17 protein-coding genes and 1 tRNA gene are annotated in these 17193 nt (G+C 43.2%); 12 read left to right on the top strand and 6 right to left on the bottom strand.

Annotated features, from left to right (window positions below):
* Positions 1–83 precede the first annotated feature (83 nt).
* From PSM36_RS16965 to PSM36_RS16930, 8 genes are all read left to right on the top strand, one after another.
* Positions 84–1013 (top strand): siderophore ABC transporter substrate-binding protein, encoded by a 930-nt coding sequence (locus tag PSM36_RS16965; protein WP_076931909.1) that lies wholly within the window; start codon positions 84–86, stop codon positions 1011–1013.
* Between the two features lie 10 nt (positions 1014–1023).
* On the top strand, positions 1024–1440 hold the full coding sequence (locus PSM36_RS16960; RefSeq protein WP_076931908.1) for an EamA family transporter: 417 nt from the start codon (positions 1024–1026) through the stop codon (positions 1438–1440).
* A 122-nt stretch (positions 1441–1562) separates the two neighbouring features.
* A complete protein-coding gene (locus tag PSM36_RS16955; protein ID WP_076931907.1) occupies positions 1563–3653 on the top strand; it encodes an alpha-L-fucosidase in 2091 nt (696 codons plus the stop codon).
* 318 nt (positions 3654–3971) lie between these two features.
* A complete protein-coding gene (locus PSM36_RS16950; protein WP_019538245.1) occupies positions 3972–4328 on the top strand; it encodes an arsenate reductase family protein in 357 nt (118 codons plus the stop codon).
* Positions 4325–5317, top strand: coding sequence for a tRNA dihydrouridine synthase DusB (dusB, locus tag PSM36_RS16945; RefSeq protein WP_076931906.1), 993 nt, complete (start codon positions 4325–4327; stop codon positions 5315–5317). The genes PSM36_RS16950 and dusB overlap by 4 nt, the downstream gene beginning before the upstream one ends.
* Positions 5318–5396: 79 nt before the next feature.
* Positions 5397–5654, top strand: coding sequence for a type II toxin-antitoxin system Phd/YefM family antitoxin (locus PSM36_RS16940; protein WP_076931905.1), 258 nt, complete (start codon positions 5397–5399; stop codon positions 5652–5654).
* Positions 5651–5926, top strand: a complete 276-nt coding sequence (locus tag PSM36_RS16935; RefSeq protein ID WP_076931904.1) for a Txe/YoeB family addiction module toxin — start codon at positions 5651–5653, stop codon at positions 5924–5926. The genes PSM36_RS16940 and PSM36_RS16935 overlap by 4 nt, the downstream gene beginning before the upstream one ends.
* Before the next feature lie 98 nt (positions 5927–6024).
* Complete coding sequence (locus tag PSM36_RS16930; RefSeq protein WP_076931903.1) at positions 6025–6408, top strand: hypothetical protein; 384 nt, start codon at positions 6025–6027, stop codon at positions 6406–6408.
* Positions 6409–6452: 44 nt separating this feature from the next.
* Here the strand turns inward: PSM36_RS16930 and PSM36_RS16925 are convergent, their stop codons facing one another.
* The 4 genes from PSM36_RS16925 to PSM36_RS16910 form a co-directional block, all read right to left on the bottom strand.
* On the bottom strand, positions 6453–7946 hold the full coding sequence (locus PSM36_RS16925; RefSeq protein WP_076931902.1) for a S41 family peptidase: 1494 nt from the start codon (positions 7944–7946) through the stop codon (positions 6453–6455).
* A 106-nt stretch (positions 7947–8052) separates the two neighbouring features.
* Positions 8053–8661, bottom strand: a complete 609-nt coding sequence (locus PSM36_RS16920; protein ID WP_076931901.1) for an L-threonylcarbamoyladenylate synthase — start codon at positions 8659–8661, stop codon at positions 8053–8055.
* 72 nt (positions 8662–8733) lie between these two features.
* Positions 8734–9591, bottom strand: coding sequence for an enoyl-ACP reductase FabI (locus PSM36_RS16915; RefSeq protein WP_076931900.1), 858 nt, complete (start codon positions 9589–9591; stop codon positions 8734–8736).
* A gap of 213 nt (positions 9592–9804) precedes the next feature.
* Entirely contained in the window at positions 9805–10491 is a 687-nt protein-coding gene (locus tag PSM36_RS16910) for an MIP family channel protein (RefSeq protein ID WP_076931899.1), read from the bottom strand.
* 225 nt (positions 10492–10716) lie between these two features.
* Between PSM36_RS16910 and PSM36_RS16905 the strand changes: the two genes are divergently transcribed.
* From PSM36_RS16905 to PSM36_RS16890, 4 genes are all read left to right on the top strand, one after another.
* On the top strand, positions 10717–11445 hold the full coding sequence (locus PSM36_RS16905) for an MBL fold metallo-hydrolase (protein WP_076932345.1): 729 nt from the start codon (positions 10717–10719) through the stop codon (positions 11443–11445).
* Positions 11446–11592: 147 nt separating this feature from the next.
* Positions 11593–11973, top strand: coding sequence for a VOC family protein (locus tag PSM36_RS16900; RefSeq protein ID WP_076931898.1), 381 nt, complete (start codon positions 11593–11595; stop codon positions 11971–11973).
* Between the two features lie 10 nt (positions 11974–11983).
* Positions 11984–13837, top strand: coding sequence for a 4-hydroxy-3-methylbut-2-en-1-yl diphosphate synthase (locus PSM36_RS16895; RefSeq protein ID WP_076931897.1), 1854 nt, complete (start codon positions 11984–11986; stop codon positions 13835–13837).
* Between the two features lie 144 nt (positions 13838–13981).
* A tRNA-Ile gene (locus PSM36_RS16890) sits at positions 13982–14055 on the top strand.
* Positions 14056–14154: 99 nt separating this feature from the next.
* Here the strand turns inward: PSM36_RS16890 and PSM36_RS16885 are convergent.
* Both PSM36_RS16885 and PSM36_RS16880 read right to left on the bottom strand, forming a co-directional pair.
* Positions 14155–15525, bottom strand: a complete 1371-nt coding sequence (locus tag PSM36_RS16885; protein ID WP_076931896.1) for an alpha-L-fucosidase — start codon at positions 15523–15525, stop codon at positions 14155–14157.
* A 170-nt stretch (positions 15526–15695) separates the two neighbouring features.
* Entirely contained in the window at positions 15696–17162 is a 1467-nt protein-coding gene (locus PSM36_RS16880) for an MFS transporter (RefSeq protein ID WP_076931895.1), read from the bottom strand.
* Between the last annotated feature and the right edge of the window lie 31 nt (positions 17163–17193).

Raw genomic sequence — 17193 nt, 5'->3', positions numbered from 1 at the left:
TAATTAATTACTTCTCTACTTCTTGAACTTCTTAGTTCTAATTTCTCAAACATTAAATTAATCAATCAATAAATCAAAGAGGTATGAAAACAAAAATATTCCTTTTCGCATTGGGTGTAATCATCGCCCTGTCCGGTTGTACCGGTAACCAGCAACAAAGAGAGAGAACAGGAGAGACTGTTACAGTAACTCATACTTTAGGGACGGTAGAGGTACCTGTGAATCCGGAACGGGTGATAGCTCTTGATTTTTCCGCTTTGGAGAATCTCGATTACCTGGGTATTAAACCTGTCGCAATCCCTAAATCAGGAGTACCAAGCCACTTAAGTAAGTACAAAGATGATCCTTCCATAGTAGATGTAGGAACCGTAGTAGAAGTCAATCTGGAGAAAATTAATGAACTGCAGCCTGATCTGATCATCATCGGAGGAAGGCTGGCCGATTTCTATAAAGACCTTTCTGCCATCGCTCCGGTGATGTATCCTACCGTAATGGGAACTACCGATTTCCTTGGCGCTTTTAAAGCCAATCTGGACGATCTCGGACGGGTATTTGGTAAACAGGATGAGTTAGACCGGGCGTTCGCGGAGATCGAAACAAAGGTTGGGCAAGTGAAAGCAAAAGTGGAAGCTTCGGATGACAGGGCACTTATCCTTCTGCATAACAGAGGTCGGTTCAGCGCTTATGGCAGCGGCTCACGTTTCGGTATCATCCATGATGTATTGGGTTTTCAGGAAGCAGAAAAAGGATTGGGAACACATGTCCACGGGACTCCCGTATCAAGTGAATTTGTCCAGAAAGCCAATCCTGATATTATTTTTATCGTCGATCGGAGCATGATCGTTGGAAATGCTGTTATGGATAAGGAAGAGGTGGAAAACAAGCTTGTGAAGCAGACCAATGCTGCCCAGAACGGGAGAATCTTCTACCTGAATCCGGAGGTATGGTATCTTGCCGGAGGCGGAATCGCATCTGTGAATATGATGATAGACGAGGTATCAAAGGCACTCTAAAATAAAAGACATGTGGTGGGTGTATGCTCTCCTTTCAGCTTTATTCGCTGCGCTTACAGCAATCTTTGCCAAGGTAGGCGTAGCGAATATCAATTCCAATCTCGCGACCGGGATCCGGACTATTGTTATCCTGATCATGATCTGGATTATCGTTTTCAGTCGGGGTGAAACGAAGGGGATCCATACCCTATCATGGCAGAATATTGTTTTTCTTGTTATATCGGGAGTAGCTACCGGCCTCTCGTGGATATTCTATTTCAAAGCGTTACAACTCGGTGATGTTACTCAGGTAGCCATGTTAGATAGACTTAGTATCGTTCTGACAATCTTGTTGGCTGCTATCTTTCTGGGAGAAACCATTACCTTGCGTACGGCTATTGCCGCGGTGTTGATCGTAGCCGGGACATTACTACTGGTGGTGAAGTAAAGTGCTGAGCTAACAATGGGCAGTGGATAGTTTGTTTGATCTAAAGGTCAGATGATTTGTAATCATTATCTTTGTACTAAATTGTCTTGATGCTCAATTCCAAAATTTAAGTTGATTATTGAATGAAACTGAAAATTGGCCTGATTCTTTGTTGCTGTGCTGTCTTACTTTCCGCACAGGAAAAACCGTCGCAGGAGTGGCTCGACCGTAAGTTCTCCATGTTTATTCATTTTGGATTGTATTCCGTGTACGGAGGTGTATATGAAGGTGAGCCCGTCACGCGGGGTTATAGTGAACAGATCCAATCGTTCGCAGGGATCTTCAGTGACTGGTATGGGAATACAGCCAACGAATTTGATCCTGTCAATTGGGATCCCGACAGTATTGTGTCGCTCGCAAAAGAGGCAGGAATGGGATCGATCGTCTTCACATCCAAGCATCACGACGGGTTTTGCATGTATCATTCTGCTCATACCGATTACAATATTGTGGATGCTACTCCTTACGGCAGGGATTTGATGAAAGAACTGGCCGAAGCCTGTGAACGGGGTGGGATTGCGTTTGGTGTCTATTTCTCGTTGATCGACTGGCACTTCCCTCAGGCTTATCCTATTTCAAGTCATAATGCTGACCCGCTGACACCGGAGCATTATGCGTTCAACCTGAAGCAGGTAGAGGAGATTATGACGAATTACGGGCCTCTCTCCGAAATCTGGTTTGATATGGGTTCGCTTACGCCTGAGCAAAGTAAGGGATTGTATGAACTGGTCAATCGGCTGCAGCCGCAATGTATGATCAGTGGCCGCCTGGGGAACGATTATGTGGATTTTTCGGTGATGGGAGATAATGAATATCCTGATTATCAAATCGGTGTACCCTGGCAGACGGCCGCTTCCATGTTCGATGAAACCTGGGGTTACCGTTCCTGGCAAGAAAGGGGTGAGGTACAACCGAAAGTAAGAGAAAAAATAGAAAGCCTTATCAAAGTGGTCAGCAGGGGAGGAAATTTCCTGCTCAATATCGGACCGAAAGGGGATGGCTCTGTGGTAGAGTTCGAACGTGAGGTCTTACTTGAAATTGGTAAATGGGTGAGATCCAATAATGAAGCTATCTATGGGACTCATGCCAACCCGTTCCATCAACCGTTCGCCTGGGGTGATATCACTACGAAAGAAGGGAATTTGTTTGCCTTTGTGGAAAGAATGCCGGCGTCCGGTAAGATCGAACTGTCCGGTTTCAATGGTAAAGTAAGCGGAGTGTGCCTGTTGTCATCGGGAGATCTGTTGTCTTACTCACAAAACAAAGAGCAGTTGGAGATCGATCTTTCTGCTGTTTCAGCCGGAGAAGCTGTTCCTGTATTGAAGATTACGTTTGAGGATGGCTATAGTGTTATTCCCCCATCAGTAGTCACTAACGGGATATTAACTCCCCGAAATGCTGTTTGCCTCTTTGGCCATTCCAGCCTTAACTATTATGCCGGCTACAAGAGTATAATAGGTTATGATTGGATGCTTCGTTCGCGCAAATCATCCGTCCCACCGCAAATTACTTTTACAGACAATGAGAAAGGAAGAAAAATCGAGTTGGAGATTGATGGCCGGAAACAATCGGTCACTTTGGAAGCAGATGCATCCGAAACGGCCAGACTTTCCCGGAACAGTGTGAAATGGGGTAATTTGTACAGAAAACCGGGTAGAGGCGTATTCGGTAATGTGGAGGAAGAGGGTATACCGTGGGTGGATGTAAATGCCGCCGGATCACGTTGGGTGGCAGTCGATGATTTTCTTTACGGTGAGAGCCATACCGAACGTACCCTTCCGCGTGCAAGTGTGGTCTTCCTGCAGGAATTGGAGTCGGTACGTGAACAAACTGCGGCCGTGAAGATCAAAAGCGGCAATGCTGTCTATATCCTGCTGAATGGTGAATACGTCACAGCTCATTTTTCTCCCGAGAGGATAAAGCAACAGGACGAGATCGTGCTTTTACCGCTAAAGAAAGGACAAAATCAACTAATAATTAAATATTATAACGGATTTGAGAAAGAACTTACTTATGGCATCACTCCGTTGAATGAGTGGACGGTATATACACAGAAACTTTCACCTGTCACATTGGGAAGAGGTGATGAACACCGGATTTCTATCCGCTCTGCCGATTCGTCTTCGAATGTTTCGCCGCTGCGTTTGAACAATATTAATCTGATCCTCCGTTAGATAGTTCCGCTTAACCTGTCTCTCCGGATAAGATTGACGGTTTTGTTGAGACCAGACTTTTTCGCCGTTGTGGCTATATTTTATTATTTACATCTCATTGATTATCTTTGTATATAGATTCAAGATTTAAGATTTTATATTTGGGATTTTCGATATGGGATTTGTGGCACGTTATCCACTGGTAATTAGTAATTGTTAATTGGTAATTAATTACTTTCCCTCTTCCCGAACTTCTAAATTCTTAGTTTTCAGTTCTAAATTCCCAGTTCTGACTGCTTAAAATAAGTCTTGATTCCTGGTTCTAAATAAAATAATAGAATGAAACCTCTTTTTTTACAATATCCCAAATGCGGCACTTGCCGTAAAGCCGCCAAATGGCTGGAAGAAAACAATGTGGATGTGACCTCAAGGCACATTGTAGAAGAGAATCCTACCCGCGAAGAACTTTCGCTGTGGATTGACAGAAGCGGTCTGCCTATCAGCCGTTTCTTCAATACATCGGGATTGGTTTACAAGGAGCAGAATTTGAAGGAAAAGGTAAAAACAGCCTCTCGTGATGAGTTACTCGGGATTCTGGCTTCCAATGGTATGGTAGTAAAACGTCCCATTATCGTGGCTGACGACTTTGTGCTGGTCGGCTTTAACGAAATAGAGTGGAAAGAAAAGTTAGGATGAAGATTGCTAATATAGAACTTCCGGATAATCCCGTTTTTCTCGCTCCTATGGAGGATGTGAGCGATATCGGGTTTCGGCTGCTGTGCAGGCAGTTTGGAGCCGATATGGTTTATACCGAGTTTATATCGAGTGATGCCCTTATCCGCGATATAAAGAAAACCAAGGAAAAAATCCTCTTTAGTGAAAAGGAGCGTCCTCTCGGGATACAGATTTATGGTAGTGATCCTGCAGCGATGGTGGAGGCCGCCAAAATCTGTGAGGATGCCGATCCTGATCTTATCGACATTAACTTTGGTTGTCCCGTAAAGAAGATAGCCGGTAAGGGAGCCGGTTCGGGGATGATGCGTACGCCTGATGTGATGCTTGATATCACCGCGAAGGTCGTCAAGGCGGTAAAGAAACCGGTATCGGTCAAAACCCGCTTAGGTTGGGATGACAATTCCAAAATTATTGTACAGTTAGCGGAACAGTTACAGGACTGTGGTATCGTGGCACTGACCATTCATGGGCGCACCCGCTCGCAGATGTATAAGGGCGATGCCGACTGGACATTGATCCGCGAGGTAAAGAATAACCCGCGTATGCATATTCCTATTATTGGTAATGGGGATGTGACTTCGGTAGAACAATGCCGGCAGCGGTTTGACGAGACCGGCGTGGATGCTGTGATGATTGGTCGCGGAAGCATTGGCGCACCCTGGATATTCAGGGAGTTAAAATATTATCTGCAGACCGGTAAACATCTCCCCAAAGAACCGTTCCGTTGGTACCTGGATATCCTGAAGAAACAGGTGCTTGAAAGTGTGGAACGGATCGACGAAACACGGGGAATCCTCCATATGCGCCGCCACCTGGCTGCTACGCCCCTTTTTAAAGGTATTCCCGATTTTAAAGCGACACGTATCGCTATGCTCCGTGCCAATACCCTCGCGGAGTTATTTTCTATCCTGGATGAGATCCCGGAAAAATTCGGATTAGCCAATGCTTGAATAACAGCATCTTTTGTTGTTAATCCAAAAATAGTGTATATATTTGTACCATATTGGTACGCATTTAAATTGATGGATTATGATTATCATTAGCAGCAGAGAATTCAGGGATAAGCAAAAAAATTACCTCGACAAAGTGGACGAGGGAGTGGAACTTCTTATCCGAAGGGGAAAAGACAGATCTTATCGGATTGTTCCTGTAAAGGAAGACGATACCCTGATGAGCAAGGAAGAATTTTTTGCCAAGATAGATCGTTCTCTTCAAGAAATAGAAGAAGGTAAATTTACGAGAATTTCAGGAAAAAAGGAATTGCAAGAATTTCTTGATAATTTATGATGTACGATCTTGTATTTTCACCGAAAGCGCAAAAAGGGCTTACATTTTTGAAAAAGCATGAACCTCAATCTTATAAAAAAGCAGTAGCGCTGTTGGACGAACTTCAGGAACATCCTACTACAGGAACCGGTCGTCCTAAACCTTTGGGACAGGACAGAGTCGGGCAGTGGTCCCGAAGAATTACCCAAAAACATCGCCTGGTATATAAAATTGAGGAAAAAGAAGTAATTGTTTTGGTCCTTTCCGCCTGGGGGCATTATGATGATAAGTGAGTGCTTCAATTCAATATCATGGATAAGATCCCGGAAAAGCTTCACGTTAATTTAAACAGTTTCCTCTTTTAATTGTCTTACCTGAAAATAGCATAGATATGAAACGATATTTAGTATTGGCCGTTTTATTGGCAATAGTAGCGAGTCTGTCAGCACGGCAACCGTCTATTATTGAAAATGTATTGGTAAGCAATGTGGAAGAGAAAGTCTCTTCCCTGCAGGAATTGATCGGCTTTGATGATGCGCAGGCTCAACGACTCCGTCAAATGGAACTGAATTTTTTATTGGAGGTCAATAAAGCCGAACGTTGCTTTTTGTGTAACAAGAAAAAACGTATCGAAAAACTGAAGGAAAAACGCGATACGGAATTGCAAAAAATTCTGGAACGCGACCAATATATCAAATACCAATCCCTGGAAAATGATCTGTTGAATAGAAATAACCGTTTGTGGTTGGAGAATGAAAAACAAAGGATCATGTAATACAACACAATCCTTTGTCTTTAAATAAGTAAGAAATTATATTTTTATTTGGCAGGGATTATCCCCGGAGCATCAATGATAACACCTCTTCTGAATGCCTCTTCAATGGGAGAATATAAACCGGCATCCTTAAACGGGGTAACTTCCAAACTTCGTACGGACGATGTATAGGGTGCGCCGGTTATCAATGATATCGCTTTGGCGAAAAGATAGTCGTCCACATCCCCGATTGGCTTCCAGGTTTCCGTATTACGTTCATTGCGATATGTTTCCGCAACAGGATGATTGGGTATCAACCCGTTAGTCGCGATGAAATCGTTATCGTTTTTGTCCGTGTATCGTCCTATAATAGGTTGCATACCCCAATCTTTCAGTATATTTTTTTCCGTTGCCGAGAGGCTCGACTCCCTGTATACGGGCTGCACTCTGCCTTCATAATTATTATAAGCATGTATGGTCCATGAGGCGGTGTACTTCCCACTTGTCTTTTCTCCTATATGTTCTACTTTGTTCATCATAAAAGGGGCTAAACAGAATGTAAGCATTTCTGATGCAGATGCTGAACTACTCGTGGTTATGATATACACTTTGTCTAAATCAAGATTGGCTGACAACGGATTGGGATCCCCTTCCCTGTATTCGCCCAAGTAGCTTTTTCTATCTACTTTCTGGCTATCAAACGCATTATTGACATAAGAATTATAACTCATAACAGAAAATGTCTCTTTATTCCTGACAGCCGACTCAGGAGCAATCAGTGAAGCGAGGTAAATTGCGGCATCTACTCCTCCGCCAGGATTATATCGTAAATCTAACACCAAATCGGTGATACCGGCCGCTTTGAATTCTGAAAAAACTCTATGGAGGCTCTCGTTGTAGCGACCAATGAAACCGGTATAGAATAAGTATCCTATTTTATGGTTGTCAATTTCATATACACGTGAATAAAGTACGGGATCGGTATTGATTTCTGAAGGAACAACTGTAACTTCCCTTTGATTTTCAAAATTTTGATCTAAGACCGTGAAAGTTGTCGGAGTGTTTGCACCGAACATTCCCCTATAATTATTTCCTGTAATTATTTGGTCGTTTATTCTGATGATAACTTCCCCTCTTTTCAATCCGGCGGCTTCGGCAGGGGTTCCCGGGTAAACGTAGCGGATAAAACCAATAACGGTAGTTTCGCTTTCATCTAAATACAATGCTAATGGCTGAAATCCGAAAGCATCCGTTGATTCTCCTTCAAAACCGGATAATAACGAATTGATATCATCTGTGATCCACGACCAACTATGTTGTGTATCAGTAGAGTTCAGGATACTATAAAAATACTTCTCCGGATCATGATCGGCAGCAGTCGGCTTTTTCTTTTTCACCTCATCCGCCCATAAATAATAGGTCGACATACCGTCATATACAAATTGAGATATGATAGAGGTATCCTTATCTGACGGAGCATCTGGATCTACCCTTTCACAGGAGGTATAGATAATGCCAATTATCGGAACCAATATCAGTAGGATGTATATTCGTTTCATACAGTTATTTTTTATATATTATTTACTGTTAAGTCGGTTGGTGGTGTTACCCGCTGTTCCTACTGATTGCGAAAATAGAAAAGAATTGAATGCTATTTAGAAAATTTTAGAAATTTAACGTCCCCTTACCCTGCCGGATGATCTCCGGTTCACCAGAAGTGCAATCTACCACCGTAGAAGGTTCAACTCCTCCAAAACCACCGTCGATCACGATATCGGCGATCTCTCCCCATTTTTCGTGGATCAATTCGGGGTCGGTAGTATATTCCATCTCATCATTATCGTCTTTTACGGATGTACTCAATACCGGGTTGCCAAGTTGTGCCACGATCTCCCTGACGATATTGTTGTCGGGGATACGGATGCCGACAGTCTTTTTGTTCTTGTAGATTTTGGGCAATGACGATGTTGTTGGCAGAATGAATGTGAATGGTCCGGGTAGGTTTCGTTTCATCAGCTTAAAGACGGGCGTGCTCACTTTAGCATATTCACTGATAATGCTCAAGTCATTACAGATGATCGATAAATTACTTTTTTGTGGATTGATCCCTTTCAGGTCGCATATCTTCTCCACCGCACGCACGTTAAGGGCATCACACCCCATACCGTAAAGGGTATCGGTAGGGTAGATCACGATACCTCCGTCACGAAGTACTGAGACCACTTTTTCAATTTCCCGCGGATTGGGGTTTTCATTATATAATTTCACTATCATAACCTGCAAATGTATAAAAAAATAGCTTCAACCTTATCGATCGAAGCTAATTTATTTATAATTAGTGGAATATTATCCGTAGATCACATTTCCCTCTTCGTCGCGATTTTCATCCAGCCCATTGCTATATTGTTTCATTGCACGGAGACTCATACCCATACTGGAGAATCCTCCGTCGTTATAGAGATTCTGCATGGTTACCTTACGCGTGAGGTCGGAGAACATCACGATACAGTAATCGGCGCAATCGTCGGCATCGGCATTTCCGATGGGAGCCATCCGTTCAGAGAAATCCATCAGGTCGGTCATCCCTTTTACACCGCTTCCGGCAGTAGTCATTGTCGGCGACTGCGAAATGGTATTTACACGTACCCCTTTGTCGCGGCCGAGGATATATCCAAAACTGCGGGTGATGGATTCCAACAGTGCTTTGGCATCGGCCATGTCGTTATAACCATAAAAGACACGTTGTGCAGCTACATAAGTGAGCGCGAGCATTGAGCCGCCTCTTTCAATAGCGTCTAATTTACGGGCTACTTGCAGCATCTTGTGAAAGGAGATGGCTGAGATATCAAGAGTCTTGGCAAGCATATCATAATCCAAGTCATCATATGTCCGTTTTTTACGGACATTGGGTGACATACCGATGGAATGGAGAACGAAATCAATTTTTCCACCCAATATCTCCACCGATTTGGAAAAAACCATTTCAAGATCTTCCACATTGGTGGCATCTGCCGGAAGGATCTCGGCGTTAAGCTTCTCTCCCAGTTTGGCCGTATCTCCCATACGGACTGCAACGGGAGTATTCGACAATGTAATGATGGCACCCTCTTCAACAGCCCTTTCGGCCACTTTCCAGGCGATGGACTGATCGTTCAACGCACCGAAGATAATACCTCTTTTACCTTTTAATAAATTGTAACTCATAATTTTTTCAATTTTGATTCTCCAAGTAAAAGTTCAATTATTACCAGAACTTTTATTTGAATTTTGCCGTGATTCATTTCGAAAAACTGCGCAAATTTACAAAAAATGTGCAATAACTAAACGTTTAGCGTGGAAATAAGTTCTCGATACCCACAAAAAAGGGAGTGGACCGATAGATCCACTCCCTTTCTTCTAAATTTTCAGATACCTGAATTATGCAGCTTCCATTGCATCATTCTCTACTGTAATCCCTTTCCAGACAATGGCAGCTATCGCAGCACCGAGCAACGGAGCTACAATGAACAACCAAAGTTGTCCTAATGCCGCACCTCCTTCGAAAAGGGCTGGTCCTATACTGCGGGCCGGATTCACTGAAGTTCCCGTGATGGGGATACAGACAATGTGTACCAGTACCAATGCCAGACCGATAGCCAGTCCGGCAAATTTATTCAGGCCATTCTTAGCGGTCACTCCCAGTACAACCAGTACAAATATGAAAGTGAACACCGTTTCTGCTACAAAGGCAATTGACAACTGTCCGTCTGTAAAACCATTTGCCCCGGTAAGGGTGGTAGTAGAACCTGAATCTTTTGCAAGGAACCAGAGGATGGAAGAACCTAAAATGGCACCGACCACCTGAAAGATCATATACATGCCGGCATCTTTACCGCTCATCCTGCCCGAGAGGAATACCCCCAGTGTGATAGCCGGATTGATATGACATCCCGAAATACTACCGATGGCATAAGCCATTGCCACTACTGAAAGGCCGAATGCAAATGCAACACCTAACGTACCCACAGAATCAAAAGGCTGTCCTGCCCCTGCGAACACGGCTGCACCACAGCCCATTAATACCAGTACCATCGTACCGATCATTTCTGCCAAATACTTCTTCATGATTTTTTGATATTTTAGTAAAACATATACTATTCTGCAAAGAAAGAAATTAATTTGTAATAATTTACGAACCAAATTGAAAATTGTGGAGGGAATCCACATATTTTTTAGAAACAAATTCACAGATCCACTGTGGTTTCCTGTTTTAATGTTTTTATCAATTTTTATATGAAACCAATTGAACATTTGTCCGGTCAGTTGTTATTAATAGTAAGTATTTCAGTTATGAAAATCACCTATATATATCACAGTTGCTATCTGATTGAATTTGAAGGGTTCTCGATCCTCTTCGACTATTATAAAGATACACCCCGTGAAGATGGTTCTGGCTGGGTGAAAGATTACCTGCTCAATAAGGAGGAGGAGCTTTATGTCTTATGCTCGCATTCGCATTATGATCATTTTAATCCGGAAATTCTTTCCTGGGGTGAATGGAAAAAGAATATCCACTATATTTTCTCTAAGGAGTTATTAAAAAGTGGAGTATCCAAAACTGGAGATGCACTTTATCTCGAAAAAGAAGAGGTGTATCGAGACCATCGACTGACAATAAAAGCGTTCGGATCGACTGACGCCGGAGGTTCTTTTCTGGTGGGGTACAATAACCGGCATTTTTTTCATGCCGGGGATTTGAATAACTGGCACTGGAGTGAAGAGGTCAGTACCGAAGAGGCTCTTTCCTATGAAAATTATTTTCTATGTGAGCTGGAGCTGTTGGCAGAAGAGACCAATCGTCTCTATCTGGCAATGTTTCCTGTTGATCCCCGGCTGGGAAAAGATTTTATGCGGGGTGCGGAACAATTTGTATCACGTATAAAAACCGATCTCTTCCTGCCGATGCATTTTGGAGAGAATTATGATAAAGCAAACCGGTTTGGAGAGATTGCTGCCTGGTATGATTGCCAATATCTGCCGTTATCACATCGGGGACAATCATTTGGATTTGGGATGTAAGATGTAGGATATGAGGTTTTAGAGTTCACTAATTTTCAATTTTAACTCCATTGATTTTCTGTCGTCATTCGGCATAGTACAAGCAAGCTTGCCTCTGCCCTCATTCCGAAGAAAATTCAACTGTCAATTATCAATTATCAAAAGAATATGGAAATAAAAGCAAGATTTGACCATTATAATATTAATGTGTTCGATCTACAAAAGAGTATTGAGTTTTATGACAAGGCATTGGGGCTGAAGGAAGTGCGCAGGAAGGAAGCACTGGACGGATCTTATGTATTAGTTTTTCTGGGAGATGGTGTCACCGGTTTTTCACTCGAACTCACATGGCTTCGCGATTGGGACAGGCCATATAATATGGGTGACAACGAGCAGCATCTGTGCCTCCGTGTAGAAGGAGATTATGATGAGGTAAGAGCATTTCATAAGGAAATGGGTTGTGTATGTTACGAAAATCACAAAATGGGGCTTTATTTTATCATTGATCCCGACGGATATTGGATAGAAGTATTACCTTTGAAGAAATAAATAGTGAAATATGGATTTTTTCAATTACAAACGCCGTCCTACTGTTGACGTACATGTGGGGAATATCATCATGGGCGGAAATTATCCGGTTGTCGTGCAGACGATGACCAATACCAATACGCTCGATACCGAGGGTAGTGTTGCCCAATGTGAGCGCATCATTGCTGCCGGTGCTGACCTGATCCGTCTGACGACACAGGGTGTACGTGAAGCCAATAACTTACGGGAAATACACCAAGAGTTAAGGGATAAGGGATATGCCACTCCCCTGTCGGCTGATATTCATTTTAATCCCCGTGCGGCAGAGGTGGCAGCCACTATCGCGGAGAAAGTGCGTATCAATCCGGGTAATTTTGTGGATAAACAAAAGACTTTTGCCGAGTTGATATATACCGATGAGGAGTATGCACAGGAACTGGAGAAAATACGTTCCAAAGTAGTTCCTTTTCTTCGTATCTGCAAAGAACATGGCACTGCCGTACGTATCGGTGTGAACCACGGTTCACTGTCGGACCGTATCATGAGTCGCTACGGCGATACTCCCGAAGGGATGGTAGAATCCTGTATGGAGTACTTGCGAATTGCCATAGATGAAAATTTTACCGATATTGTGATTTCGATGAAAGCTTCCAATACATTGTTGATGACCAAAGCGGTTCGTTTATTGGTAGCGACCATGGACAAGGAGAATATCCATTTTCCGCTCCATCTGGGAGTGACCGAAGCCGGAGACGGAGAGGATGGTCGAATGAAGTCGGCTGTAGGTATCGGTGCTTTGTTGAGCGACGGGTTAGGCGATACCATTCGTGTTTCATTGAGTGAAGATCCTGAAGTGGAAGTACCTGTAGCCAGAAAATTGGTGGATTATGTAAACCTGAGAAAAGGGCATGCATCCATAGAGGGCAAAATTTATCCCGGCTTTTCCCCTTACTCTACAGACCGGCGTGAAACGGATCCGGTCTGGAATATCGGAGGGGAACATTTGCCTGTGGTAATTTCCGATAGGAGTAAGATTGATGATATGTCGGTCAACCCGCATTTCATCCCCGATTATATTTATATAGGAAGCCGTATGCCGGTTAATTTCCCGAAAGGAATGAAGTCTATTGTCGATTATCCCTATTGGGAAGAGAAAATAGATAATTTTCCGCTCTTTACGGTCGATTCTTTGGATAAAATAAGAGATTGCCATGCAGAAGTAAAGTTCCTGCGACTCTCTTATCCCGAACTCTCGGACGAAGTGATGGCTTTTCTGAAAGAGACGCCCAAAATAGCGGTGATCCTTACTACTGCTCATCAGAATGGGGTAGGAGAGCAGAGGGCATTCTTTCATGCATTGTTGAACGCGGACTGCCGGGTACCGGTAATTCTTCAGCGGAATTATGCCGAAGATGAAGCCGAAGATATTCAGATCAAAGGCGGTGTGGATTTCGGTACTGTTCTCCTTGATGGGTTTGGTAACGGAATTATGATAAGTAACCAGGGGCAAATAGATATAACCAATCTCGATGCTTATGCTTTCGGTCTTCTGCAGGCAGCACGGGTGCGGACAAGCAAGACCGAATTTATCTCCTGTCCCAGTTGTGGAAGGACCTTATTCGACCTGCAGACTACGGTAGCGTTGATCAAACAGCATTTCTCCCATCTCAAGCATCTGAAAATAGGGGTGATGGGCTGTATTGTGAATGGCCCCGGTGAGATGGCTGATGCAGATTACGGATATGTAGGTGCTGAGCACGGCAAGATATCACTCTATCGCAAGAAAGAGTTGATAGAGAAAAATATCCCTCAGGCTGAGGCTGTGGAGCGTCTGATACAACTGATCAAAGATCATGGCGACTGGATTGAGCCGGAGAAAAATTGATCCGTGGAGTCTGACATAAAAATAAAAATGCCAATAATCACTTAGAAGATAAAAAACAGAGGATTATTGGTATTTATTTTGGTAATTTCCGAAAAAAGCAGTAATATTGCACCCGCTTTCAGTGAAACTAAAAGCTGAAGGAGAGGTCCCATAGCTCAGTTGGTTAGAGCACCTGACTCATAATCAGGGAGTCACTGGTTCAAGCCCAGTTGGGACCACTTTTTTTGAAAAAAGAGTTACTTTTCAGGGTAGCTCTTTTTTCATTATTATAAGGTTGTTATTCTCCTCTCTGGCTTAGAAAAACACAGTTTTTTGATTTAGTCTTTAAAACCCGAAATCTTGTATACCCAGGCATGTTGCGACGGATATTCATTGATAGCCAAAACGGGTGGTGTAATGGTTAACCGGCCGTTTTGAAATGATACATCAACCTTTCCCCCATATCCCAGTAATTCTACTTTTGCTGCCTGCTCCAATCCCGGAATAGTGATTGGAGCCTGTTGCCATTCTTTGAGGATGAGATACAGGTTATCTTCCCTTTGTGTGAAAGCGATCTGTTCGTTCTCGGATTTATTGGCGTTTCGCCACGGACGGGAAGAATAAATGGCCTCACCATTAATCTTCAGCCATTTCCCCATATCGAGCAGCCGCTCTTGCATGACTACCGGTATCATTCCTGTGGCATCGGGGCCCACATTTAACAGAAAATTGCCCCCGTTGGAAACTTTATCAATCAGGATATGGATCAGTTGCTTCGACGAGAGATAATGTGCGGAAGTCTCAAACCTGTTGTAGCCGTACGATGTCCCTATGCCACGGCTCTCTTCCCAGGGATGGTCGGCTTTGTCACCGATACCTTCATTATTATGTACCAGGTCATACTCCGTAGTGTAATAATCGCCATGTTTACTGCGTGTTTCCTTACCCCAGCGGTCGTTTGCCACTACCGAATCTTTTACCGGGGACTCGTTATATAGCCATGCCAGGAACTGTTCACTTTTGAGCGTCTTGCTATCGTAATCCCATTCTCCGTCAGAGAAAATTATTTCGGGTTTGTAAGTGTTTACCAACTCTTTCATCTGTGGGATCATATGGGTATCCACCCATTTTTCGATAGTGGATTGTGTGTACAACGGGTGTCCCCATTCGAGCAACGAGTAATATAGTCCGAAACGCAATCCCGCATCGCGTACAGCGGTCGAGAGTGTATCTATAATATCCATATGAGGTCCCATCACAACACTGTTCCAATGGGGTGTTTGACTACTTGGCCACAGGCAGAATCCATCGTGGTGTTTCGATGTCAGTACCACATATTTTGCTCCTGCTTCTTTGAAAAGGTCTGCCCATTTGGCTGGATTAAAATATTCCACCCTGAACATGGGGGCAAAATCGGCATATTTAAAATTCTCACCATAGTGCTTGTTGTGAAAATCGGTAAACAGTTTATTTCCGGCCAGTAAGCGGTTGTAATAATGTTCGGCATACTTTTCGTAGATTCCTTTTACTTCATCCACAGGAGCATACGCCGGTACGGAATATAATCCCCAATGAATGAAAATTCCAAATTTGGCATCCGCCCACCAGGAAGGTATTTCGCGTTTGTCGAGTGATTGCCAGTCGGCCTTATACTGTGCCTGTGCGGAAGAGAACGCAAAGACAAGAAGAATGATTATCAACTTTTTCATCGTATTTAAAAATATTAGTTATTTTCCAAAGTTATATTCCCCAAAGTTAATGAATTACTTTACATTATCCTTCAATTTTTCCTGTTCATTATATGGAATGCGATAAAAAGAAAGAGGATATCCCAAATATGTAGATATCCACTTCTTCATATAATAATTACTGCATGAAATTACATATCAGTAATTGGTTTGTATTTGGGAACAAGTGATTTCATGATTGTCCATCCGATCAGGTAGGCAAAAGCACAAATACAGAAGATAATGAAATAACCTGCAGGTTTACCTTCAAATCCCATAAATGTCATATTGGTTTCGCCCGCAAAATGAAATAAATTACCTGCACCTTTCTGTAAAATCATTGATCCTACCCCTCCGGCCATTCCTCCAATACCTGTTACAGTGGCGATAGCGCCCTGCGGCAACATATCACCAATAGTTGAAAAGAGGTTAGCGCTCCATGCCTGGTGTGCGGCACATCCGATAGATATCAGCAGGACAGGAATCCAGGCGGCATTTTTACCTAAATAGGCGAATTCTACGCCCAAGGGTTGTGCAAGCAGTACTACCAATGGGAAAAATGCAAAAATCAACATTGCCTTCATTCTTGCAGCATACGGATTCTGGCCGCTTTTGTTAATGAAAATTGTGGGTAGTTTTCCACCATAAATGGATAATACGGTAACAATCAGATAAAGTGTAAAGATCAACGCCATACCTAATCCTTCAGAAGTTCTGATCCCAAATTGTGTATTCAGGTAAGAAGGAGTCCAGAACAGGAAGAACCACCAAACACCGTCTGTCATAAACTTTCCGGCTACGAATGCCCATGTTTGCCTGTAGGAAAAACATTTTTTCAATGATACTTTTGCTACACCTGGTTTCTTCTCGGCTTCGCCCAATTCATGTTTATCCTGCTCAATATAATCCAACTCAAGTTGGTTGACCCTTTTACTTTCGGCCGGTTTGTCGTACAAGAAAACCCAGAATCCCATCCAGAGAAAACCTAAGGCCCCGATAATGATAAATGCCATCTCCCAGCCGAATATTTTAGCTAAAGGGGGAATAGTCAAAGGAGCAAACAATGCACCGATGGATGCCCCGGCGTTAAAAATAGAAGTGGCATAAGCACGGTCTTTTTTGGGGAAAAATTCGGCTGTCGCCTTGATGGCTGCAGGGAAGTTACCCGCCTCACCAAGTGCGAGTACACCACGTGCCACTAAAAAGCTCCACATGCTGACAGTGGCAATCACCACTGCCACATCTCCTGTTGCTGCAATCAACTCGGCCTTGCTACTCAAACCAACATAGGCTTCAGTGACAATACCGCACACAGCATGTAAACAGGCGCCAACACTCCAAACGCCGATTGCCCAAAGGAATCCTTTCTTAGTTCCCATCCACTCTACAAAACGGCCTGCAAAGAGCATGCTGATGGCATAAAAAATGGAGAAAAATGAAGTAATTGTTCCGTAGTGCGACTCGTTCCAGTGAAACTCGGGTTTGATAAATTCATCCCATGTGAGTGATAACACCTGTCTGTCCAGATAGTTGATGGTTGTTGCGAAGAATAACATTGCGACCACTGTCCACCGGAAATTGGTCATTTTTGCATTTCCTACTTCTTGTAATTTACTCATGATTTTTATAATTTGGATTATTTTTGTCCTG

It is taken from the genome of Proteiniphilum saccharofermentans (genome assembly GCF_900095135.1).
Lineage (GTDB): Bacteria > Bacteroidota > Bacteroidia > Bacteroidales > Dysgonomonadaceae > Proteiniphilum > Proteiniphilum saccharofermentans.
This window is presented reverse-complemented; position numbering and strand designations above follow the sequence as displayed.